Annotated in this window: 17 protein-coding genes; 5 read left to right on the forward strand and 12 right to left on the reverse strand. The window is 70.6% G+C overall.

Annotation, left to right across the window (positions count from 1 at the left end):
• Positions 1-59: 59 nt before the first annotated feature.
• From ACZ462_RS08895 to ACZ462_RS08910, 4 genes are read left to right on the forward strand one after another with little or no spacing between them, the layout of a single operon-like run.
• Positions 60-1,568, forward strand: coding sequence for an SDR family NAD(P)-dependent oxidoreductase (locus ACZ462_RS08895; protein WP_467809801.1), 1,509 nt, complete (start codon positions 60-62; stop codon positions 1,566-1,568).
• Positions 1,569-1,573: 5 nt separating this feature from the next.
• The gene (locus ACZ462_RS08900; RefSeq protein WP_467882674.1) at positions 1,574-2,380 is read left to right on the forward strand and encodes an SGNH/GDSL hydrolase family protein; all 807 of its coding nucleotides are present in this window, start codon (positions 1,574-1,576) and stop codon (positions 2,378-2,380) included.
• Between the two features lie 12 nt (positions 2,381-2,392).
• Positions 2,393-3,202: an Ig-like domain-containing protein gene (locus ACZ462_RS08905; protein ID WP_467809803.1), complete on the forward strand. Its 810-nt coding sequence runs from the start codon at positions 2,393-2,395 to the stop codon at positions 3,200-3,202.
• 13 nt (positions 3,203-3,215) lie between these two features.
• Positions 3,216-4,817, forward strand: coding sequence for a glycosyltransferase family 2 protein (locus tag ACZ462_RS08910; protein ID WP_467809804.1), 1,602 nt, complete (start codon positions 3,216-3,218; stop codon positions 4,815-4,817).
• A 58-nt stretch (positions 4,818-4,875) separates the two neighbouring features.
• On the opposite strand, the gene ACZ462_RS08915 is transcribed toward ACZ462_RS08910, so the two are convergent.
• Positions 4,876-6,024, reverse strand: a complete 1,149-nt coding sequence (locus ACZ462_RS08915) for a hypothetical protein (protein WP_467804409.1) — start codon at positions 6,022-6,024, stop codon at positions 4,876-4,878.
• A 125-nt stretch (positions 6,025-6,149) separates the two neighbouring features.
• On the opposite strand from ACZ462_RS08915, the gene ACZ462_RS08920 reads away from it, so the two are divergent.
• Positions 6,150-7,223 carry an LCP family protein gene (locus ACZ462_RS08920; RefSeq protein WP_467804410.1) on the forward strand — a complete coding sequence of 358 codons (1,074 nt, stop codon included), beginning with the start codon at positions 6,150-6,152 and terminating at the stop codon, positions 7,221-7,223.
• A gap of 409 nt (positions 7,224-7,632) precedes the next feature.
• On the opposite strand, the gene ACZ462_RS08925 is transcribed toward ACZ462_RS08920, so the two are convergent.
• The 11 genes from ACZ462_RS08925 to acnA all read right to left on the reverse strand — a co-directional run bounded on the left by ACZ462_RS08925 (position 7,633) and on the right by acnA (position 23,501).
• Positions 7,633-8,124 carry a hypothetical protein gene (locus ACZ462_RS08925; RefSeq protein ID WP_467804411.1) on the reverse strand — a complete coding sequence of 164 codons (492 nt, stop codon included), beginning with the start codon at positions 8,122-8,124 and terminating at the stop codon, positions 7,633-7,635.
• Between the two features lie 239 nt (positions 8,125-8,363).
• Entirely contained in the window at positions 8,364-9,860 is a 1,497-nt protein-coding gene (locus ACZ462_RS08930; RefSeq protein WP_467804412.1) for an amino acid permease, read from the reverse strand.
• Positions 9,861-9,974: 114 nt separating this feature from the next.
• Entirely contained in the window at positions 9,975-11,891 is a 1,917-nt protein-coding gene (gene dxs, locus ACZ462_RS08935) for a 1-deoxy-D-xylulose-5-phosphate synthase (protein WP_467804413.1), read from the reverse strand.
• A 272-nt stretch (positions 11,892-12,163) separates the two neighbouring features.
• A complete protein-coding gene (locus ACZ462_RS08940) occupies positions 12,164-13,423 on the reverse strand; it encodes a sugar ABC transporter permease (protein ID WP_467804600.1) in 1,260 nt (419 codons plus the stop codon).
• A gap of 26 nt (positions 13,424-13,449) precedes the next feature.
• Complete coding sequence (locus ACZ462_RS08945) at positions 13,450-14,238, reverse strand: ATP-binding cassette domain-containing protein (RefSeq protein ID WP_467804414.1); 789 nt, start codon at positions 14,236-14,238, stop codon at positions 13,450-13,452.
• A 186-nt stretch (positions 14,239-14,424) separates the two neighbouring features.
• The gene (locus ACZ462_RS08950; protein ID WP_467804416.1) at positions 14,425-15,531 is read right to left on the reverse strand and encodes a substrate-binding domain-containing protein; all 1,107 of its coding nucleotides are present in this window, start codon (positions 15,529-15,531) and stop codon (positions 14,425-14,427) included.
• A gap of 129 nt (positions 15,532-15,660) precedes the next feature.
• Positions 15,661-16,863, reverse strand: coding sequence for an ROK family transcriptional regulator (locus tag ACZ462_RS08955; protein WP_467804417.1), 1,203 nt, complete (start codon positions 16,861-16,863; stop codon positions 15,661-15,663).
• 280 nt (positions 16,864-17,143) lie between these two features.
• A complete protein-coding gene (locus ACZ462_RS08960; RefSeq protein ID WP_467804418.1) occupies positions 17,144-18,067 on the reverse strand; it encodes a carbohydrate ABC transporter permease in 924 nt (307 codons plus the stop codon).
• A gap of 13 nt (positions 18,068-18,080) precedes the next feature.
• Positions 18,081-19,025: a carbohydrate ABC transporter permease gene (locus ACZ462_RS08965; protein ID WP_467804420.1), complete on the reverse strand. Its 945-nt coding sequence runs from the start codon at positions 19,023-19,025 to the stop codon at positions 18,081-18,083.
• A 22-nt stretch (positions 19,026-19,047) separates the two neighbouring features.
• The gene (gene ngcE, locus ACZ462_RS08970; protein ID WP_467804601.1) at positions 19,048-20,475 is read right to left on the reverse strand and encodes an N-acetylglucosamine/diacetylchitobiose ABC transporter substrate-binding protein; all 1,428 of its coding nucleotides are present in this window, start codon (positions 20,473-20,475) and stop codon (positions 19,048-19,050) included.
• 311 nt (positions 20,476-20,786) lie between these two features.
• Positions 20,787-23,501 carry an aconitate hydratase AcnA gene (gene acnA / locus ACZ462_RS08975; protein WP_467804421.1) on the reverse strand — a complete coding sequence of 905 codons (2,715 nt, stop codon included), beginning with the start codon at positions 23,499-23,501 and terminating at the stop codon, positions 20,787-20,789.
• Positions 23,502-23,733: the final 232 nt, after the last annotated feature.

Here is a 23,733-nt window from a genome sequence, read left to right on the forward strand (position 1 = left end):
CCCGCACGCCCCCGCGTGCCCCGCTGTGCCGCACCCCCAGTCCAGGAAGCAGGAGACCGTTGTCCTCCCATCCCGCCCCCCGCCGCACCATCGCCGTCGTACTCGCCGGGGGGACCGGCCAGCGCATCGGGCTCGACATACCCAAGCAGCTCCTCAAGATCGCCGGAAAGTCGATCCTGGAGCACACCCTCCACATCTTCGAGAACGCACCGGACGTCGACGAGGTCGTCCTCCTGATGACCCCGGCGTACGTGGAGGACGCCCGCCGCATCGTGGAGAAGGCCCGCCTCGCCAAGGTGACCGGCGTGCTGGCCGGCGGCGCGACCCGCAGCGAGACCACCCGCATCGCCATCCGGGCCGCCTCCGAGCGGCTCGCCGACGGCGAGGACTGCAACCTCCTCTTCCACGACGCGGTCCGCCCGCTGCTGTCGCAGCGCGTGGTCCGCGAGTGCGTCGAGTCCCTGGAGCGGTACCAGGCCGTCGACGTCGCCATCCCCTCCTCCGACACCGTCATCGTCACCCGCACCCACGGCGACGACGGCGAGTTCATCACCGAGGTCCCCGACCGCGCGCGCCTGCGCCGCGGCCAGACCCCGCAGGGCTTCCGCCTCTCCACGATCGCCGCCGCCTACGAGCGCGCGGCGGCCGACCCGTTCTTCCAGGCGACCGACGACTGCTCCGTCGTCGTCAAGTACCTGCCGGACGTCCCCGTCCACGTGGTGGCGGGCGACGACTACAACATGAAGGTGACGCAGCCCGTCGACGTCTTCATCGCCGACAAGCTGTTCCAGCTCGCCTCGCACGCCGCGCCCGCTCAGGCCGGCGAGGCCGCCTACCGCGAGCAGCTGGCCGGCAAGACGATGGTGGTCTTCGGCGGCTCGTACGGCATCGGCGCCGACATCGCGCGGATCGCCGAGGGCTTCGGCGCCCGCGTCTTCGCGATGGGCCGCTCCACCACCGGCACCCACGTGGAGAACCCCGGCCACGTCGAGGAGGCCCTGGCGGGGGCCTACGCCGAGACGGGCCGCGTCGACTTCGTCGTCAACACCGCGGGCGTCCTCCGCGTCGGCCGCCTCGCCGACGCCGACGACGCCACCGTCCGCGAGGCCCTGGAGGTCAACTACCTGGCGCCGGTGAACATCGCCCGCAGCGCCTACAAGTACCTCAGCGAGACCGGGGGCCAGCTGCTGCTGTTCACCTCCAGCAGCTACACCCGGGGCCGCGCCGAGTACAGCCTGTACTCCTCGACGAAGGCGGCCATGGTCAACCTGACCCAGGCCCTCGCCGACGAGTGGGCCGAGGACGGCATCCGCGTCAACTGCGTCAACCCGGAGCGCACCGCCACCCCGATGCGCACGAAGGCGTTCGGCCAGGAGCCGGAGGGGTCGCTGCTGACCTCCGAGTCGGTGGCGCTGACCTCCCTCGACGTCCTCGTCTCCGAGATGACCGGCCATGTGATCGACGTCCGCAGGCAGGACCCGACCTCCGCCCCGGCGGCGCAGCGCTCCGGGTTCGAGGCGGCGCTCGCGGACGTGCTGATCCGGACCACGGGGGACCAGGGGGTCTAGCCTTGATGTACGCACCCGAGCAGCAGCAGCCGGCCAGGCTGCCCCGGATCTATGTGGCGGGCGGCTCCGACACGGCCGGCCGCCCGTACGGCAGTCTCCCCATGGCGGGTTGGGCGCAGGCGCTCCCCCTCTTCCTCACCGATGCGGTGGAGGTCGTCGACTGCTCCCATCTGCGGGCCAGTTCGAAGAGCTTCCGGGAGAGCGGCCGGCTCCACTGGATCCTGGAGGACATGGCCGCAGGCGACTACCTGCTGTTCTCCTTCGGCCAGCACGACACCAAGCCGGACCCCGAGGGTCACACCGAGCCGTTCTCCACGTTCACCGAGCACCTGGCCGCGTACGTGCACGGCGCGCGCGAGCGGCAGGGCCACCCCGTGGTGGTGCTCGGCCACGAGCGGCGGCGGATCGACCGGCACGGCAACGCCGGCCGCGTCCTCGGCGACTATCCGCTCGCCGCCCGGCAGCTCGCCGACGACGAGCACGTGCCGGTCGTCGACCTGTACGGGCAGAGCCTGCAGTGGTGGGAGGAGCTCGGAGCGGAAGCGTCCAAGGGCGTCTTCACCCACCTGCGCCTGGGGGAACCCCGGCAGCAGGACGTGTCCGACGGGGACAACGTGCACGTACGGGCCGAGGGTGCGATCGAGTGCGCCCGCTTCGTGGCGCGCAGCCTGCTGGAGCAGGGCGTCATCCCGGCCCACTGGGGGCGCGGCCTCGACCGCACCCGCTTCGACTACGACGAGATGGGCTGGCTGGACGAGGAGACGTTCCGCCGGCGCACGGCGTCCCGAGTGTCCACCTTCCCCGGCGCATAAGGAGTCCGGCCCGTGAACCACCTCCTGTGCCGCGGCCGGGCCCTCGGCGAGGACCCCGCCCCGGGCGCCGTGTACGCGGCGCTGTACAGCTCGGCCGACCCCCGCCGCGGCGTGGCGCCCGGCGAGACGTTCCAGCTCGGCCTGTCCGTGGCGCCCGACGGGGGCGCCCCGCGCGGCTGCGCCTACCTGCTCCAGGCGCCGCTCGCCGAATCCGCCGAGATCGTCGGCGTGCAGGGGCTGGAGTTCTTCCCGCGGCAGCGCTGGTTCCGGCTGCGGGCCGAGGCCGGCGAGAACGCGGCCGGCGTGCTGCACCTGCGCGTCCGCGACACCGCGGCCGAGCCGCGCATCCGCCCGCAGATCATGGTCGGCGTACCGGATGCGACGGGCCGCCGGACGACCCGCACCGCGCGGCTCGACGCGGAGGCGCTGCCGCTGCTCCGGCCCGCCGCCCGCGGGCTGCGGCTGACGGCCGAGCCGGGCGGCTCCGGATCGGTGAACGTGCTGTCCGCGTGCCCTCCCGGGTGCACGGCCGTGACCGTGACGGCGCCTCGGAACGGCGACGCCCAGCTGTCCTACGACGGCTGGGTCACCTACACGCCGGCCCCCGGCTTCACCGGCTACGACCGTTTCGCGTACACGGTCGCGACCCCGGCCGGCGAGAAGCTGAGCTCGCACGTCAACGTCTTCACCGGCCCGCTCGACGCCGTGCCGGGGGCGTTCCCCGCGCACCCGTCGGAGGTCGCCTTCCGGCCCTGGCAGTGGCCCGAGCTGACCGGCGAGATGCCGTGGCCCCGCACCGCACCGTCCGCGACCGACCGATGAGGAACCCCGCAGCATGAACAGCGCCGTCGTGCACCCCGCCGACATCAAGGACGTCTCCGTCGCGGTCCGGGTGAGCAACCAGGCGGCGGCGCTCGACGCCTGCCTCGCCTCGCTCTTCGTCCAGACGATCGGAACGGACCGGCTGGAGGTCATCGGCGTCGACGACGGGTCGACGGACGAGAGCGGGTCGGTCCTGGCCCGGGCCGCCCACCAGTACCCGTCGTTCGTCCGGGTCGGTCAGGTGACGCAGGGCCTCAGCCCGGCGGCGGCCCGCAACTGGGCGCTCAGCCAGGTCCGCGGCCGGTACGTGATCTTCCTGGAGGCCGCGGACCGGCTGGCCCCGGACGCCCTGGAGCGGATGGTCGCGGCGGCCGACGCGAACGAGGCGGACATCGTCCTCGGCAAGCTGGAGAGCTCCGGCCGGCACACCGTCCCGACCGCCATGTTCCGCAAGAGCCAGGCGTACACCGACGCGTACTCCTCGCGCGTGTACTGGTCGCTGACCCCGGACAAGCTCTTCCGGACCAGCCTGCTGCACCGGCGCCGGCTGTCCTTCCCCACCGACATGCCGATCGGCGACGACCAGGTCTTCACCGCCGGGGCGTTCATCGGGGCGGACAACGTCTCCGTCGTCGGCGATGCGACCTGCGTGGTCAAGGGCCCGGCCCCGGCGAACCGGGCGTCACTGGCCGACCGCGTCACCCTGGCCTCCCGGATGCTGGCGCTGGTCGCCTCGCAGGTGCCCGAGGGCCCGCGCCGGGACCGGCTCCAGTCGCGGCACCTGGAGGTGGAGCTCGGCAAGGCCACCGCCACGGCGCTGCTGTCCGCCGCCGATGCGGCGGAGCGGGACCGGACGCTGTGGGAGGCGGCCGAGGTGCTGCGCACGCAGGCCACCCCGGGCGCGCTGGCGCTGCTGCCGCGGATGATCGCGGTCCGCTTCGCCTTGCTGGCGCAGGGCCGGTTCGCCGAGGCGCAGCGGATGGCGGCGTTCGAGGCGGACAAGGACCGGCCGGGGGTCCGCAAGACCGTCGAGGGCGGGCGGGTCTTCACCACCCTGCCGTTCTTCCGCGACCCGCAGGTCGGGCTGCCGGACGAGCTGTTCGACATCACCGCCGACATGACCGTCAGCCACCAACTGCAGAAGGCCCGCTGGGACGGCGCGATGCTGCTCCTGGACGGCTACGCCTTCTTCGAGCAGCTGTCGACGAAGGACCGTGCGACGCGCGTCCTGCTGCGCGAGCGGTTCACCGGCGCGCAGGAGAGCCACGCGGTGACGGCCCGCCGGGACGACACGCTGACCAACGCCAAGGGCAAGACGCGCGCCATGGGCCGCTTCTCGGCGCGGGTCAACCTGGCGCAGACCTCCAGCGGCTGGCCGCTCCCGCCGGGCACCTGGGACCTGTTCCTGTCGGTGAGCTTCGAGGGGGTCACCCAGGAGGTGCGGCTCGGTACGCGGCGGGCGCCCGACCTGGACTCCACCGCGCGGATGCCGGTGCGCATCGCCGACGCACCGGGCGCGCAGGGCATGGAGCTGGCCGCCACCCCGTACTACGCGGAGGACGGGGGCCTCACCGTCGAGGTCGCGCAGCGGATGCCGCTGCCGGGGCGCGCCTGACGCGTACGGGCCCGGCCGCCGTCCGGCGGCCGGGGCGCGCCGCCTTCCTGGCTGCGGGTCAGGCCAGGTACTCCCACGGGCCGAAGGCGAGCCCCCCGGCGGCGGTGTCCTGCCGGGTGCACATCGGTGCGCCCTCCTCGTCGAAGGCGGCGACGACGACGCGCCCGGCCGTGTCGACCGCGACCTGCGGGGCGCGGGCGCCGTGGCCGCCGAGGGAGGCCCACCAGGTGCCGTAGCCCTCGTTCTCGGTGACGTAGGCGGTGACCTCGACGTCCCCGTCGGCGCCGATCTGCGCCAGGACCGTGCAGTCGTAGCCGCCGAGCACGGCGCGGGCGACGCCGGGCGCGCCCCGGCCGCCGGCGCCGCCGAGGCCCATCAGGCCGCCCTGGACGCCCTGGCGGGGGGCCCGCCAGGCGACGAGCGAGCCGTCGCCGGGGTAGCGCCAGAAGTACGTGGCCCGGCGCGGGCCCGTCTCGCAGACGGCGGCGCTTCCGGGGACGACCGGCGTCGGGATCCTGTCGGCGAGCCCGAACCGGCCCTGGCCGATCCCGGTCCAGCGGTCCGCGTGGGCCTGGCCGGGCGCGAGCATCTCCAGGTCGCCGCCGGCAGGCATGAGCGGGGTCACGTCCCCGCGGTAGGGCTGTCCGGACACCGGCTTCCACCCGCCCCAGGCGCCCTCCGCGTTGCGGCTGCGCCGCAGGATGCCCGAGTGCCGCAGCGAGACGATGACGTGGGTGGAGCCGGAGCGCTGGTTCACGGCGATGCGGGGCGGCCCGGACAGGCTGTCGTCGTCGGGGCCGCCGCGCAGCCCGGGGGTGCCGAGGCCTCGCCAGTCCATCATTCCGCGGCCCGACTGGAACTGCGTGGAGACGATCACCTCGGGGCTGCCGGAGCCGCCTTCGGCAGAGCGCAGGGCGGCGAAGTGCACGTACCCCTCGCGGCTGCGGGCCATGGCGGCCGGGCCGGCCCAGCCCTCGACCTCGAAGGGCTCCGGTCCGGCCCAGCCGGTCCGGGGGGCTGCGGCCTCGGTCCAGCGGAGCAGGCCGCGCGGGGTGCACGCGTAGGCGGTCAGGCGGCCGTCGCCGCCGGCGAACAGCCAGTTCCCGACGGGCGGGGAGGAGCCGTGGGGGCCCTGACCGCCCTTGGGCGCGCCCTGCGCACCGCGAGCCGAAGAGGCAGTCCGGTCACTGCCTTTGCCTCGGATCACGCAGCTGTCCACCCTTCTGACGAATATGTCCGTTTTGGGGCCGGGGGTGTTCACCCGAGAGAACCAGCCACTCGAAAGCGTGTCTTATGATGCACCCCATTCGATGATAGAAGGGCACTGCCTCCATGACCGACCGCCCCTCGGCCACCCCCGCCCCTTCCCGGCGCAAGCCGCGGCGCGGCGGCAAGCGCGTCCTGCGGATCGTACTGCTGGCGCTGGCGGTGCTCGTCCTGGCGGCCGGCGGCGCCGGCTGGTGGGCGTACAGCCACCTCAACGGCAACATCGACAGCGTCGACCTCGACCAGGCGATCGGCGACGACCGCCCGAAGAAGGTCGTGCCGGGCGCCCAGAACATCCTCGTCCTCGGCTCCGACTCGCGCGCCGGCGCCAACGGCGACCTCGACCACGGCGACGTGGCCGGCGCCCGCTCCGACACCGCGATGCTGATCCACGTCCCCGAGGGCCGGGCGAAGGCCACCGCGGTGAGCATCCCCCGCGACACCCTCATATCCCGACCCGAGTGCAGGAAGGCCGACGGCAAGACCCTCGCACCCGCCGAGCGGGTCATGTTCAACTCCGTCTACACGCTCGCCGGGCCGGCCTGCGTGGTCAAGACCGTCGAGCAGCTGTCCGGGATCCGCGTCGACCACTTCGTCGAGGTCGACTTCGCCGGATTCAAAGGCCTGGTCGACGCGCTCGGCGGCGTCACCGTCACCCTGGACCAGCCGATGAGCGGCGCCAAGGGAGGCCTGAAGCTCGACCCGGGCACCCACCGCCTCGACGGCGAGCAGTCCCTGAAGTTCGTCCGCACGCGCTACGGCTACGGCGACGGCAGCGACCTCGGGCGCATAGGCCTCCAGCAGCAGTTCATGATCGCCATGCTGTCGGAGATGAAGAAGCAGGACGCCCTCGGCAACCCGGCCCGCCTGTACAAGCTCGCCGACGCCGGCACCAAGTCCCTCACCACCGACTCCGAACTCGCCTCGCTGACGGCTCTCGCCGACTTCGCGCAGAGCATGAAGGGCGTGAACCCGGAGACGATGGAGACCATCATGCTCCCGGTCGCCTACGACAAGGTCGACCCCAACCGGGTCGTCGTCGCCCAGCCGCAGGCCGGGATGCTGTGGGAGGCGCTGCGCAACGACCAGAAGATCCCGGCGGAGGCGAAGAAGTCCCCCGCGACCGGCTCCAAGGGCTGACGCGCTGGCCGTGTGCGGCCGGTTCCGGGACCGGCCGCACCCGCGGCGAGCGTGCCCAGCAGGAGCAGGCCTACCTGACGACGGCCACCTGCGGGGAGGACGAGCTCCAGAGGTTCTACATCTACCGCGACGTACCCGCAGCTGACGGCCCCACCCCGTAAGCGCGGCCCCGCACGTGAACCCCCGGCCTCCCGGTTCAGTGCGGGGCCCTCCGCGTCTCTACCCCTAGCCCAGCCTCGGGGACCGGTGCCCTTGGCCGAACGTCCCACAGCCCTGAAGTGAGGAGGGCTTCGTGGATGTCCTCGCGGATCTCCCAGCGGCATCCGCAGACCTCGATGTACACAGCGGTCACACGTGCTCGGACCGGCTCCTGTCGCAAGGCCCAAGCGGCATGCGGCCCGCGCTGCGGCTACTTCTCGCGCAGTTGAAGGCGAAAACGCGGGCAGGAGTCCGGGTCCTTGTTGTCGTAGATGAACGTCCGCTTGGCATCGATGCCGATGGACAGCAAGTCGATGGTGTGCGGGGTGGGCATATCCGGTTTCGGCGGGTCGAAGTGCAGGCGCAGCAGGGGATGCTTCGCCGAGCCTGAGGGGTGGTCGATCTCCCAGGTGCCGGTACCGCTGAATGAGGGGCCCAGCTCGTCGCGGAAGGAATCGCCTGTCGGCCAGTTCTCCACCGTGAGCGTGCCACCGCTCCGGCCCGGCCGGGCGGTCAGCGTCAGGCGCGTCCCCTTGGCCTCCTGGGAGCCTTCGTAGCTGCCTTCCAGCTCGGCTGTGTTCGCTGCGGTGGCTTCCTCCGGGACGCAGCGCTCGAAGAGGCCGTCTCCGCCGGAGGCCCCGCATGCGGTGAGAGGCCAGGTGAGGAGCAAAAGGGCTGTTGCGGCCCGGATGCGGGGGTTCATCGTGTCGCTACTACGTTCCCGCAGCCGGCAGCGCGGACGAACCGACGGCACCTGCGGGGCCGACCACGCCTTCCTCGCCCTCCGGCGCCTGGACCCAAAAGCCCAAGCGCCGGCCTGACCTTCTACCAAGTCCTCCAGACTCTGCAGAACCTGCTGCTGTTCCGGACCGGCGCATACCCCACCTGCCACCGAGACTTACCGCCTCCGGCCCGGACAGACGACCACCCACCCGGCTCAACCTAGTACTTGGCGTCCTGGCCCACCTTGGCCAGGCGGCTGTTGCGGCGCCCGTAGACGAAGTAGACGACGATGCCGACGGCCATCCAGATGCCGAAGCGGATCCACGTGTCGACCGGCAGGTTGAGCATCAGCCACAGCGAGGCCGCCATCGACAGGATCGGGATGAACGGCACGAGCGGCGTGCGGAACGACCGGTGCAGGTCGGGCCGGGTCCGGCGCAGGATGATCACGCCGAGGGCGACCACGACGAACGCGAACAGCGTGCCGATGTTGACCAGCTCGGCGAGCTTCTCCAGGCTCGTGAACCCGGCGACGACCGCGATGACCACGCCGAGCAGGATCGTCGCCCGGTACGGGGTGCGGTACTTGGGGTGGGTGACGGAGAAGACGCGCGGCAGCAGTCCGTCGCGGCTCATCGCGAAGAACACGCGGGTCTGGCCCAGCAGCAGGATCATGCACACGGTGATCAGGCCGACGGAGGCGCCGAGACTGATGGCGCCCGCGAAGAACGGCTGGTTCACCGATTTGAACGCCTCGGCGAGCGGGGCGCTCGGCGACATCTGCGCGTAGTTCTGCATGCCGGTGACCACCAGCGTCACGGCCACGTACAGCACGGTGCAGATGAGCAGCGAGCCCAGGATGCCCCGGGGCATGTCCCGCTGCGGGTTCTTCGTCTCCTCCGCCGCGGTCGCCACCACGTCGAAGCCGATGAAGGCGAAGAAGACGAGCGAGGCCGCGGTGAAGATGCCCATGACGCCGAAGTTGGTCGGAGCGTACCCGAACAGCACTTGCACCAGGGGTGCGTGGAGGCCGCCCCCGGCGGGCTGCGGCTCGGCCGGCGGGATGAACGGCGAGTAGTTGTCGGCCTTGATGAAGAACACGCCGGCGACGATGACCAGCAGCACGACGGTCACCTTGATGGCGACGACGATCGCGGTGATCCGCGCCGACAGCTTGGTCCCGACGACCAGGATCGCCGTCAGGACGAGCACCAGCAGGAACGCGAACAGGTCGAAGGTGCCGCCCGCATCCGGCCCGGACAGCGCGGCCGGCATCTCCCAGCCGAGGTTCGTCTGCATCAGGTGGCGGATGTAGCCGGACCAGCCGACCGCGACGACCGCGGTGCCGAGGGCGAACTCGAGCACGAGGTCCCACCCGATGATCCAGGCGGGCAGCTCGCCGATCGACGCGTACGAGAACGTGTACGCCGAGCCCGCCACCGGCACGGTGGACGCGAACTCGGCGTAGCACAGGGCCGCCAGCGCGCAGACGATGCCTGCGGCGACGAAGGACAGGGCGGTGGCGGGGCCGGCATTGTTGCGCGCTGCGATGCCCGTCAGGACGAAGATGCCGGTGCCGATGATGACACCCACGCCGAAGACGGTCAGGTCCCAGGCCGACAGCGACTTGCGGAGCGCGTGTTCCGGCTCCTCCGTGTCGCGGATGGACTGCTCCACCGTCTTCGTGCGGAAGGGGCTGTTGAGATCCGTACTCACCGACGCACCTCCGAAAGGCGACGACGCAACGCAACGGGCCGGGAGGCCCACCCACTCCAGGGTGATCTCCCGGCCCGTGTGCTGCAACCGCGGGGGCGCGCCGCGCCCCGGCGGCTAGTCGACGGCGGCGGCCGGCTCGTTGTCGAGGCGGCCGTCCAGCTTGGCGACCAGGCCGGTGACCTGCCGGGCGATGTCCGGGGCGGTCAGGCCGACCTCGGCGAGGATCTCCTTGCGCAGCGCGTGGTCGAGGAACCGCTGCGGGATGCCGAAGTCGCGCAGCGGGACGTCCACGCCGGCGTCGCGGAGGGCCTGCGACACGGCGGCGCCCACCCCGCCCACGCGGCCGTTGTCCTCGACGGTGACGACGACGCGGTGCTGCTCGGCGAGCGGGGCGAGGGCCTCGTCCACCGGCTTGACCCAGCGCGGGTCGACGACGGTGGTGGAGATGCCCTGCCGGTCGAGGAGGTCGGCGACCTCCAGGCACATCGGGGCGAAGGCGCCGACCGAGACCAGCAGTACGTCCGGACGGGTGACCTCGGGGGCGGGGCGGCGCAGGACGTCCATGCCGCCGATGCGGCCGACCGCCGGGACGGCGGGGCCGACGACGCCCTTGGAGAAGCGGACGACGGTCGGGGCGTCCTCGACCTCGACGGCCTCGCGGAGCTGGGCGCGCAGCTGCTCCGCGTCGCGCGGGGCGGCGAGCCGCAGGCCGGGGACGACCTGGAGGATCGACATGTCCCACATGCCGTTGTGGCTGGCGCCGTCGTCGCCGGTGACGCCGGCGCGGTCCAGGACGAAGGTGACGCCGCACTTGTGCAGGGCCACGTCCATCAGGACCTGGTCGAAGGCGCGGTTGAGGAAGGTGGCGTAGACCGCGAAGACCGGGTGCACGCCGCCGGCGGCCAGGCCGGCCGCCGAGGTGGCGCCGTGCTGCTCGGCGATGCCGACGTCGTAGATGCGGTCCGGGAACTCCTCGGCGAACTTGTGCAGGCCGACGGGGTGGAGCATCGCGGCGGTGATGCCGACGACGTCCGGGCGCTCGTGCCCGATCTTGACCATCTCGTCGGCGAAGACGGAGGTCCAGCTGGCGGCGGCCGTCTTGACGGGCAGGCCGGTGTCCGGGTGGATGACGCCGACCGCGTGGAAGCGGTCCGCCTCGTGCTCCAGGGCGGGCGTGTAGCCGCGGCCCTTCTGGGTGAGGCAGTGGACGATGACCGGGCCGCTGAAGCGCTTGGCGCGCTGGAGCGCCGACTCCAGGGCCTCGATGTCGTGGCCGTCGATGGGGCCGATGTACTTCAGGCCCAGGTCCTCGAACATGCCCTGCGGGGCGATGAAGTCCTTCAGGCCCTTCTTGGCGCCGTGCAGGGTCTCGAAGAGCGGCTTCCCGACGACCGGGGTGCGCTCCAGGATCTCCTTGCCGCGGGCCAGGAAGCGCTCGTAGCCGTCCGTGGTGCGCAGGGTGGCCAGGTGGTTGGCGAGGCCGCCGATGGTGGGGCCGTAGGAGCGCTCGTTGTCGTTGACGACGATGACGAGCGGGCGGTCCTTGGCGGCGGCGATGTTGTTGAGGGCCTCCCAGGCCATGCCGCCGGTGAGCGCGCCGTCGCCGATGACGGCGGCGACGTGGTGGTCGGTACGGCCGAGCACCTCGTTGGCCTTGGCGAATCCGTCGGCCCAGCCCAGCACGGTGGAGGCGTGGGAGTTCTCGATGACGTCGTGCTCGGACTCGGCGCGCGAGGGGTAGCCGGACAGGCCGCCCTTCGTGCGCAGCCCGGCGAAGTCCTGGCGGCCGGTGAGCAGCTTGTGGACGTACGCCTGGTGCCCGGTGTCGAAGAGGACCTTGTCCTTGGGCGATTCGAAGACCCGGTGCAGGGCGATCGTCAGTTCGACCACACCGAGGTTGGGGCCGAGGTGCCCGCCGGTCTTGGAGACGGCGTCGACGAGGAAGGACCTGATCTCGGCGGCGAGCTGGTTGAGCTCCTCCTGGCTGAGCCGGTCCAGATCGCGCGGTCCCTTGATGCGGGTCAGCAGCACCCGTGCCTCCTTGCAGTTGCTGGCTGGTCTGTCGAGTCTAATGTTCCGTCGGCGACGCCGGTCATCGGGCTGCCGCAGGCGGGTCACAGCTTTGTCATTCCTGCGCGCATCGACCCGATGTCACACATCACATTCGGGTACATATCCGCGCATGTGCCCGCCCTATCGGCGAACTGATGTACGCACAGGTGCCCGGTGCCACGAGGAGTGGCACCGGGCACTGTGACCGGTCTTACCGCGCCGGGCGGGCTGTTACCGCGCCGGGCGGGCTGTCAGACGCGTCCGGCCGTCCTCTGGGTCTTGCGGGTGACCGAGTCGATCACCACGGTGGCCAGCAGCACCGCACCGGTGATCATGTACTGGACGGGGGTGGCGATTCCCTCGAGGGCCAGACCGTACTGGATCGAGGTGATGACCAGGACACCGAGGAGGGCGTTCCAGGTCCGGCCGCGGCCGCCGAAGAGGCTGGTGCCGCCGATGACGGCCGCCGCGATCACGTTCATCAGCAGGTCGCCGGCGCCGGCGCTCTGGTTCGCCGCCGCGATCTTGGAGGCCCAGAAGAGCCCGCCGACGGCGGCGAAGGTGCCCGCGATGGAGAAGACCGCGATCCGGACTCCGGTGACGTTGATGCCGGCGCGGCGGGAGGCCTCGACGCTGCCGCCGAGGGCGAAGACGTTCCTGCCGAAGGTGGTGCGGCGCAGGACGAAGTCCGTTCCGACCAGGACCAGCACGAAGAGCACCACCGCGAGCGGGAGGCCCTTGTACTGGTTGAACATCGCGGCGGGGCCGAAGGTGAACAGCGCCAGCAGGCCGGTGCGCAGCAGCAGCTCGCTCATCGGGCGCGACGGGACGCCGGCGGCCGCCCGGCGCTTGTTGTCGGTGAAGGCGGCCAGGAAGTACCCGGCGGTGGCGACCGCGGCGAGGCCGTAGGCGGCGGCCACGTCCGTGAAGTAGTACGTGGTCAGCCGGCCCACGACACCGTCGGAGTCGATGTTGATCGTGCCGCTGCTGCCGAGGATCTGGAGCATCGCGCCGGACCAGAACAGTAGGCCCGACAGGGTGACGGCGAAGGCCGGCGCGCCGATCTTGGCGAAGAAGAAGCCGTGGATTGCGCCGATCAGGGCACCGCCGCCGATGGCCACCAGGACCGCCACCCACTCGTTGACCCCGTTGGTGACCGCCAGGACGGCGAAGAGGGCGCCCGAGACGCCGCTGACCGAGCCGACCGAGAGGTCGATCTCGCCGAGCAGCAGCACGAAGATGATGCCGACGGCCATCATGCCGGTGGCGACCATCGTGATCGCGATGTTGGTGAGGTTCTCCGGGGAGAGGAAGTTCTCGTTCAGCCCCTGGAAGATGCCCCAGATCACGATCAGGCCGACGACGACGGGAAGCGACCCGAGGTCGCCGGCCTTCATCTTGCGGCCGAATTCGCTCAGGTAGCCCGAGAGGCCCTGCTCGCGGACGAGCAGGCGCGGGTCCACCGCGGGGATGGCGTCGGCCGGGGCCGCGGGGTTGGCCAGCTTGGCCACGTCCTCCGCGTGGTGGTGGTGGGTGCTCACTTGCGGGCCTCCCCGGTGCGGGCCGCCCGGCGGGTCACGGCGTTGTCCGTGGCCCCCGTGATGGCCGAAATGATCTCTTCCTGCGAGGTTTCGGCGACCGTGAAGACACCGTTGTTGCGGCCCAGCCGCAGGACCGCCACGCGGTCGGCCACGGCCTTCACATCGGCCATGTTGTGGCTGATGAGGATGACGGCGTGGCCGCGCTCGCGGAGCCGCTCCACCAGGTCGAGCACCTGTGCGGTCTGCTCGACGCCGAGGGCGGCGGTGGGCTCGTCGAGGATGACCAGCTTCGGCTCGCCCAGCATGGAGCGGGCGATGGCCACGGTCTGGCGCTGGCCGCCGGAGAGCGAGGCGATGGGGATACGGACGCTGGGGATCCGGATGGACAGGGTGGTCAGGAGCTCGCGGGCGCGGCGCTCCATCTCCACCTCGTCCAGGACGCCGCGGCGCTTGAGCTCGCGTCCGAGGAAGAGGTTGCCGACGACGTCGATGTTGTCGCACAGCGCGAGGTCCTGGTAGACCGTCGCGATGCCCAGGTTCTGGGCGTCGTGGGGCTTGGTGATCGTCACCGGCCTGCCCTCCCACTCGATGACGCCGTCATCGATGGGGTGGACGCCTGCGATCGTCTTGACGAGCGTGGACTTGCCGGCGCCGTTGTCGCCGACCAGGGCGACCACCTCGCCGGAGTGGATCTCGAGTTCTACGTCGGTCAGCGCCTGGACGGCGCCGAACCGCTTCGAGACCCCTCGCAACGCCAGCACGGGCGCAGCGGACACATGAACCATCTCCTTCGCCGCCGACGGGCGGGGATGTCGTGCAGTAAGTGCAGGAGCGGGGTGGAGGAATCGTTTCTGCCCGGCGTCCCCGCCTCTGGCGGGGGATGAGTGGGGCGGGGCGCCGGGCAGGCGCGGGGGTCCTGGGCCGGACCGGAGGCGTCGGGGGACGGCCTCCGGCCGGGAGGACGCTGGGGCCTACTTCAGGCCGAGGGAGGCGCAGGCGGCCGCGTACTTGTCGGTGCAGATCTCGTCCGCGGTGTAGACGCCGTCCTTGATGACAGTGTCCTTGATGTTGTTCTTCGTGAGCGAGATGACCGGGATCAGGACCGCGGGGACGCCCTGCGTGGTGGGGCTGTCGACCTTGTTGTTGATGATCCCGTCGATCTTCTCGCCCTTGGCGAGGGCGACGGCCATCTCGGCGGCGGCCTCGGCCTCGGGGGCGTACGGCTTGTAGACGCTCATGAACTGCTCGCCCGCGACGATGCGCTGCACGCCCGCGAGCTCCGCGTCCTGGCCGGTGACCGGCGGCAGCGGGCTCATGCCGGCGGCCTTGAGGGCGGTGATGATGCCGCCGGCCATGCCGTCGTTGGCGGAGTAGACGCCGACGATGTTGTTCTTGCCGAGGGCGGAGATGGCGCCGGCCATGTTGGTGTTGGCGTTCTCCGGCTTCCACTCCTTGGTGTCGTACTCCTTGCCGATGGTCACCTTGCCGTCGAGGACGGAGTGGGCGCCCTTCTTGAAGAGTGCGGCGTTCGGGTCGGTGACCGAGCCGTTCATCATCACGATCTGGCCGGACTGGGCCTTGTCGCCGAGGGCCTCCAGCAGGGCCTTGCCCTGCACGCGGCCGACCTCTTCGTTGTCGAAGGAGGTGTAGGCGTCGATCGGGCCCTCCGCCAGGCGGTCGTAGGCCACGACCGGGATGCCGGCGTCCTTGGCCCGCTTGACCGCGCCCGCGATGGCCTTGGAGTCCACCGCGTCGACGATCAGCACGTTCACCTTGTTGGTGATCATGGTGTCGACCTGGGAGTTCTGCGTGGTCGCGTCCTGCTTGGCGTTGGCGTAGACGACCTCGCCCTTGCCGTTGGTGAGCTGCGCGACCTTCTTCTCGATGAGCGGCTTGTCGAACTTCTCGTAGCGCGCGGTCTGGTTCTCGGGCAGGAGCAGCCCGACCTTGATCGCCCCATCCGCGGCCGCGGCCGTGCCGGTGCCGTTCGGCTGGGTGCCGGCCTCCTTGGCGCTGCCACAGGCGGCGAGGGAAACGGCGGCTGCGCCGGCGGCGACGACAACGGCGGCTCTACGCATACGCGTGTTCATTTCTTGAACCTCCCTGACGAGGCCGCAACGCTGCGGCCGAGGTGGGTGCGAGTCAACCCGGCCGCAACTTTGCCGTCAAGGAGTGAATCCTTAACGAGATGACAACGGTGCCATCCGTTATCTAACTGAAGACAAGAGCTTCGGCGACGGGGAATCGACCAAGAGGGTGGAATCACCCATTTCGCTCAGGACCAGCGCGAGGGCGCCGAGCACCTCGGCCCGACTGCCCAACGAGCCGGTCAGGACGGACAGTTGACGGGCCGCGCTGGGGATGGCGTACCGCCCCACGGACTCGCGTATGGGGGCCAGGACGAGCTCGCCCGCCTCGGCCAGGGACCCGCCGAGCACGACGCGCGTCGGGTTCAACAGATTGCAGAGGTTCGCCACGCCGCTGCCCACGTGGCGGCCGACGTCGGCGATGACGCGGCGGCACCCGGGGTCGCCGTCGCGGGCCAGCTCGACCACGCGCTCCATGGTCAGCCCGGGCCCGTGCGTGCCCTGGAGCAGCGGCAGGACGTACCGGGCCGCGGCGAAGGTCTCCAGGCAGCCGCGGTTGCCGCAGCGGCAGACCGGGCCGGACTCGTCGAGGGTGATGTGGCCGATCTCGCCTGCGGTGCCGCCGGGCCCGCGGTAGATCTGCCCGTTGATGACCAGGCCGGCGCCGACACCGCTGGCGACCTTGATGTACGCGAGGTCCTTGACCCCCCGCCCGCTCCCCCACACCAGCTCGCCGAGAGCGCCCAGGTTGGCGTCGTTGTCGACGTGGACGGGCACGCCCAGGCGCCGCGAGAGCTCCTCGCGCGGGTTGATCCCCGCCCACCCCGGCAGGATGGCCGTGGAGCCCAGCGTCCCGGACTCCACGTCGATCGGGCCGGGGACGCCGAGCCCCACCCCGATGACCTTGCCGAGGTCCACGCCTATGCCCGCGACCAGCTCCCCCACCAGGGCTTCCGCCCGGTCGAAGCCGTCGGCCCACGAGGCGTCCACGTCCAGCGGGGCGGCCTCCTCCGCCAGTACGCGGTGGGCCAGGTTGCCGACGGCGACCCGCAGGTGCGTGTGGCCGAAGTCGACGCCGATGACGATGCCGGCGTCCCCGCTGAGGGAGACGCTGCGCGCCCTGCGGCCCCCCGAGGAGGTGTCGGTGACCTCGACCGTCCCGCCCTCCTTGAGCTCACGGACGATGTTGGACACCGTGGCCGCCGACAGTCCGGTGGACCGGGCGATCTCCGCCTGGGTCAGCGAACCCGCGAGCCGTACCGCCCGCACGACCCGTTCGAGATTCGCGCGGTGCAGCGAGGACTGCGATCCGGGAGTCTGCACGACTCATCCACTCCTGCCCATGGGCGACGGCCCGCCGTCGCCCTCCGGCCGGCGGCCGCGGCTGACGGCTCCGAGACCCCGGCGTCTCCAACTTGTGAACCCTTAGTCGAACCCTCGGACATCCACACGTCAAGAGGCGGACACGGCGCAAAACGACCCTTATGGCTCATAAGTATGAGAGATGTCGAGCAGATCGTGCCACGGACGGCGCGGACCGGCGACCGGAGGCCACCGGAGCCGGGGAGGCAGGGACCGCGGAGAGGCGTGCGCGGAGGCGCCGCTACTTCAGGGTGCCCGAGGTCAGCCCCGCCTGGATCTGGCGCTGGAAGGACAGGTACACCACCAGCATCGGCACCATCGCGAGGGTCACGCCGGCGAACAGCACCGGCAGGTCCGTCTCGTACCCCATCTGGTACTGGAGCTGGATCAGGCCCTGGGTGAGCATGTACCGCTCCGGGTCCGAGCCCGTCTGCGGCTGCATGAGCACGGACGGCAGGATGTACTGGTTCCACTGGCCCAGGACGTTGAAGATCCCGACGCTGATCAGGCCCGGCTTGGCCATCGGCAGCATCACCTGGAAGAAGATCCGCGTGTCGGAGGCCCCGTCGAGCACCGCCGCCTCGTGCACGGCGGTCGGCAGCGTCCGGAAGAAGGAGTGCATGAAGAAGACGGTGAACGGCATCGAGTAGGCGACGTACACCAGGATCAGGCCCTGGTAGGTGTTCAGCATGTCCAGGCGCTTGACCATGAAGAAGAGCGGCACGAGCGCCAGGAACACCGGGAACATGGCCCCGCTGACGAAGAAGAAGTAGACCACCCGGTTGCCCGGGAAGGGGTAGCGGGCCAGCACGTACGCGGCCATCGACCCGAGCAGCATCGTCAGCGGCACCGAGAACGCCATCACGATCAGCGTGTGCGCGAAGTAGTCGCCGATCCCCTTCTCCCAGGCGCGGGCGAACGCGTCGAAGTGCCAGTTGGTCGGCCGGCTCAGCGCCGATCCGCCGATCTCGGTGTCGGTCTTGAACGAGCCGAGCGCCAGCCACACCAGCGGCAGCACGATCAGCACCGCCCAGACGGCCAGGAAGCCGTGGGAGAAGACGTTCAGCACCGCCCCGTCGGAGCGGCCCCCGCCCGGCGCGGCCGGGCGGCCGCCGCCGGCCCGCTCCGCCGAGGACTCCCCGGGCGCCTTGATCACTGCGGTCATCGTGGTCTCCCGGTCAGAACTCGATGCGGTCGCGCCGGGTGGCGCGCAGCACGACGACGGAGAGGGCCATGGTCAGGACGAGCATCACGACCCCCATCGCGCAGGCGTAGCCGCTCTTGCCGAAGTACAGGAAGTTGCGCATCAGCACGGTCGCCATGACCTCGCTGTGGTGGTCGGGGCCGCCGCCGAACTGCCCGGACGTCATCGTCGAGACCAGGACGAACATGTCCATGGCGGCGATGCCGAGGTAGACGGCGGAGGTCTGCACCGCGTCCCACAGCAGGGGCAGCGTGACCCGGAAGAAGGTCTGGGCGCGCCCCGCCCCGTCGAGGAGGGCGGCCTCGTAGACGTCCTTGGGGACGGACTGCATGGCGGCCGAGAACAGGACCAGGTAGAAGCCGACCCCGTGCCAGACGACGACCAGCAGCAGGCACCACAGCACCAGGTCGGGGTCGTTGAGCCATTCGACGGGCCGCCCGGCGTCGACGAGACCGAGCCGGATCAGCAGCCCGTTCAGCAGGCCGCCCTCGTCGCTGCGGTACACCGCGCCGAAGAGGACGGCGAGGATGGCGAGGGAGAGGACCTGGGGGAAGAAGTAGACGATCTTGTAGAAGGAGGAGCCGCGGACGCCCCGGACCCCTCCGGCCCCGCTGCGCCCTCCCGCGTTCACCATGAAGGCGAAGAAGAGGGCCAGCAGGATGGTGGTGGCCGGGACGAACACGAGGAGCAGCAGGTTGTGCCAGAGGGCGCCGCGGAAGACCCCGTCCTCCATGAGGGCCGCGTAGTTCTCCCAGCCGACGAAGTCGAAGGTGGGGGACTGGCCGGACCAGTTCGTGAAGGAGTAGCCGAAGGTCTGGACGTACGGCCAGATGACGAATGTCAGGTACAGCGCTAGCGGCAGGACGAGGAAGCCGGCGATGAAGCCGGCCCGCCCGCGCCCCCGGGCTACGTGGCTCATGGTGTCCGTCCGTCCCTAGGCGTCAGCTGCGGCGGTTGTTCTTCGCGTTGGGGTCCTTGGCAGCCTTGTCCACCGCGGCCTGGGCCCGCTTGATCCACTCCTTGGGCTGGATCCGCTTGGCCATCAGTTCATTGGACGCGTTCTGGATCTCGGTGTCCATTTCGCTGTACCAGTCGGGGTACAGGTACTGGAAGGTGTTGGTCCCGGCGGCCTTCACGGCGGCGACGGCGGACCGGGTGCCGGGGCGCAGGGAGACCCCCGGGTCGACGCCGTCCTTGACGACGGTGAGGGAGTTCGCCTGCTGGGCGAAGACGGTGGACCATTCGCGTGACAGCATCGAGCGCAGGAACTCCAGCCCGGCGGGCTTGTTGGCGGCCTTCTCGGGGACGATGAAGGGCTCGCCGGCTCCGGCCCGGATGGCCTCGAAGGGCAGCTTGCTGTCGGGCAGCAGCGGGACCGGCAGGAACCTCATGTCGAAGTCCTCGGGGGTCTGCTTGAGCTGCTCGTTCTCCAGCCAGGAGCCGGAGGGGATGAAAGCCGCCTTGTACTGGTTCCAGGCGGTCTGGGACTCCGTGTGGGTGAGGCCGTTGGTGCCGGCCATGAGGAGGCCCTTCTCGACGACCTCGTAGACGGCCTCGACGGCGGCGAGGGCGGCCGGGTTGTCCGCGAAGGCGTTCGGCTCCAGGTTGTCGATGGCCTTGACGGCGTCGAGGCCGCCCTTCTTGGCGATCAGGTCCATGATGACGACGTTGATGTAGTACGGGTACTTGCCCTGGTGGGCGAGGCCGCCGATGCCCGCGTCGCGGGCCTTGGTGCAGACGTCGAGGAACTGGTCCCAGGTCTTCGGCTCGGTCCAGCCCTTCTCCTTGAAGAGCTTGCCGGAGTACCAGAAGCCGAAGACGGTGTAGACGTAGTTGAGGGCGACGAACCTGCCGCCCTGGGTGCCCTGTTCGACGGTGCCGGGGATCAGGAGGTCGCGGACCTTCTTGCCCGGGTCGTCGAGCGAGGGGGCGTCGAGGACCGGGGTGAGGTCGGCGAGCTGGCCGCCCTTCGCCAGTACGTCGATCTTGATCGCCTGGGCTCCGGCGTCGTCGACGACGTCCGGCGGGTTGCCGGCGTTGAAGCGGGGCTGGAGCTTGGCGGCGATCTCCTGGGTGCCCAGGTGGGAGCTGGTGGTGCCCCACTTCTTGTCGAAGGCGGCCTCCCAGGCCTTGGCGTAGTCGTCGCCGAAGCCTCCCTTGAAGACGACGACGTCGAGCTTGCCGCCCTTGGCTACGCCGAAAGGGTTCTCCTTGGTGACGGCCGCCTTGCCGGGGCCGTTCGTCGCGGCCTCGCCGCCGGAGGCGCAGGCGGACAGGAGGCCCATCGCGGGCGTGGTGATGAGGCCGAGTGCCGCGGAGCGCTTGATCAGATCGCGGCGGCCGAGGCCGCCCTCGCCGGTGGATCCCATGCTCATGTCCTCGCCTTCGTCCGAAGTGTGAAGGAGGCCGGGAGCACGGGCGTTGCGGCACGCGCGGGCACAGCCGCAGGTCCCCGCCCATCCCCCCGTCCGGCGCCGCTGGACAGCGGCGGGCCGGACGCGCACAGGTATAGTCCACTTCCACTCGTGTGAGCAAGATCATGCGCAGCCATGTCTGGCAGCTTTTCCGAGTTGAGACCTCGGTGAAACCTGGGCCCTCCGCCATCCGGACAGACGAGAAGGGCCGCACCCCCGGGAGGGGTGCGGCCCTTCGGCGGCGGCGCGGGCGCCGCTCAGGCGGTTCAGCCGCGGATCAGGTTCCGCAGGACGTACTGCATGATGCCGCCGTTGCGGTAGTAGTCCGCCTCACCGGGGGTGTCGATGCGGACGACCGCGTCGAACTCGACACCGGTGTCGGTGCTCACCTTGACGGTGCGCGGGGTGGTGCCGTCGTTCAGCTCGGTGACGCCGGTGATGGAGAAGGTCTCCTCGCCGGTCAGGCCCAGGGAGGCGGCCGAGGCACCCTCGGGGAACTGCAGCGGCAGGACGCCCATGCCGATCAGGTTCGAGCGGTGGATGCGCTCGTAGGACTCGGCGACGACGGCCTTGACGCCGAGCAGCGCGGTGCCCTTCGCGGCCCAGTCGCGGGAGGAGCCGGAGCCGTACTCCTTGCCCGCCAGGATGACCAGCGGGATGCCGGCGGCCTGGTAGTTCTGGGAGGCGTCGTAGATGAAGGAGACCGGGCCGCCCTCCTGCGTGAAGTCACGCGTGAAGCCGCCCTCGGTGCCCGGCGCGATCTGGTTCCGCAGGCGGATGTTCGCGAACGTGCCGCGGATCATGACCTCGTGGTTGCCGCGGCGGGAACCGTACGAGTTGAAGTCGCGGCGCTCGACGCCGTGCTCGGTGAGGTACTTGCCGGCCGGGGTGTCGGCCTTGATCGCACCGGCCGGGGAGATGTGGTCGGTGGTGACCGAGTCGCCCAGCTTCGCCAGCACGCGGGCGCCGGCGATGTCGGAGACCGGGGTGGTCTCCATGGTCATGCCCTCGAAGTAGGGGGGCTTGCGGACGTAGGTGGACTGCGGGTCCCACTCGAAGGTGTTGCCGGTCGGGATCGGCAGCGCCTGCCACTGGGCGTCGCCCGCGAAGACGTCCTGGTAGGACTTGGAGAACATGTCCTCGCCGATGGCGTTGGCGACGACGTCGTTGACCTCGGCCTCGGACGGCCAGATGTCCTTGAGGAAGACCGGGTTGCCCTCGGTGTCGGTGCCGATGGCGTCCTTGGTGATGTCCACCTTCATGGAGCCGGCGATGGCGTACGCGACGACGAGCGGCGGGGACGCCAGGTAGTTCATCTTGACGTCGGGGTTGATGCGGCCCTCGAAGTTGCGGTTGCCGGAGAGCACCGAGGTGACCGCGAGGTCGTGCTCGTTGATCGCCTTCGAGATCTCCTCGTCCAGCGGACCGGAGTTGCCGATGCAGGTGGTGCAGCCGTACCCGACGAGGTTGAAGCCCATCTTGTCGAGGTACGGGGTCAGGCCGGCCTTGTCGAAGTAGTCGGTGACGACCTTCGAGCCGGGGGCCAGGGTGGTCTTGACCCACGGCTTGCGGGCCAGGCCCTTCTCGACCGCCTTCTTGGCCACGAGCGCCGCGGCGACCATGACGTAGGGGTTCGAGGTGTTGGTGCAGGAGGTGATCGCGGCGACGGTGACGGCGCCGTGGTCGATCTCGAAGGAGGAGCCGTCGGCCAGGGTGACCAGGGTCGGCTTCGACGGGGCGGCGGCGGAGATCGCCGGGGCGTCGGAGGCCGGGAAGGACTCCTTGCCCGCCTCGTCGACCTCGTCGACGTAGTTGCGGACGTCCAGGGCGAACTGCTCGGCGGCGTTGGCCAGGACGATGCGGTCCTGGGGGCGCTTCGGGCCGGCGATGGACGGGACGACCGTCGACAGGTCCAGCTCGAGCTTCTCGGAGAAGTCCGGCTCGGCGGCCGGGTCGAGCCACAGGCCCTGCTCCTTGGCGTACGCCTCGACGAGCGCGACCTGCTGCTCGGAGCGGCCGGTGAGCTTGAGGTACTTCAGGGTCTCGCCGTCGATCGGGAAGATCGCGGCGGTGGAGCCGAACTCCGGCGACATGTTGCCGATGGTGGCGCGGTTGGCGAGCGAGGTGGCGGCGACGCCCTCGCCGTAGAACTCGACGAACTTGCCGACGACGCCGTGCTTGCGCAGCATCTCGGTGATGGTGAGCACCAGGTCGGTGGCGGTGGTGCCGGTGGGCAGCTCGCCGGTCAGCTTGAAGCCGACGACGCGCGGGATCAGCATGGAGACCGGCTGGCCGAGCATGGCGGCCTCGGCCTCGATGCCGCCGACGCCCCAGCCGAGGACGCCGAGGCCGTTGACCATGGTGGTGTGCGAGTCGGTGCCGACGAGGGTGTCGGGGTACGCCTGCCCGTTGCGCACCATGACGGTGCGGGCCAGGTGCTCGATGTTCACCTGGTGGACGATGCCGGTGCCGGGCGGGACGACCTTGAACTCGTCGAACGCGGTCTGGCCCCAGCGCAGGAACTGGTAGCGCTCCTTGTTGCGGCCGTACTCCAGCTCGACGTTCTGGGTGAAGGCGTCCTTGGTGCCGAACTTGTCGGCGATGACCGAGTGGTCGATGACGAGCTCGGCCGGGGCCAGCGGGTTGATCTTGGACGGGTCGCCGCCGAGCTCCTTCACGGCCTCACGCATGGTGGCGAGGTCGACGACGCAGGGGACGCCGGTGAAGTCCTGCATGATCACGCGCGCCGGCGTGAACTGGATCTCCTGGCTCGGCTGGGCCTGCGAGTCCCAGTCGCCGAGGGCCCGGATGTGGTCGGCGGTGATGTTCGCGCCGTCCTCGGTGCGGAGCAGGTTCTCCAGCAGCACCTTCAGGCTGTAGGGCAGGCGGGCGGAACCCTCGACCTTGTCCAGCCGGAAGATCTCGTACGACTCGTCGCCCACCTGCAGCGTGCTGCGGGCGTCGAAGCTGTTCGCCGACACGACAGTCTCCTTCATGCATGAAATTCGCGCGTATAACCGCAATCCTGCCGCCACGCCCTGTGGCCAATCCGCTAAGGTAAGGCTAAGTTAGGTCACCCTTACCCGTTGTGGCGGCTGCGGTACGCCCTCGGCAGATATCTCGATGTCGAGATAACTCTAGTGCATCCCCGCCGGAAGGTCATGCCCGGCATGCCCACTGTCCGCTGTCCGCTGTCCGCTGTCCGCTGCCATC

The sequence above is a fragment of the Streptomyces sp. NPDC031121 genome (assembly GCF_055570615.1).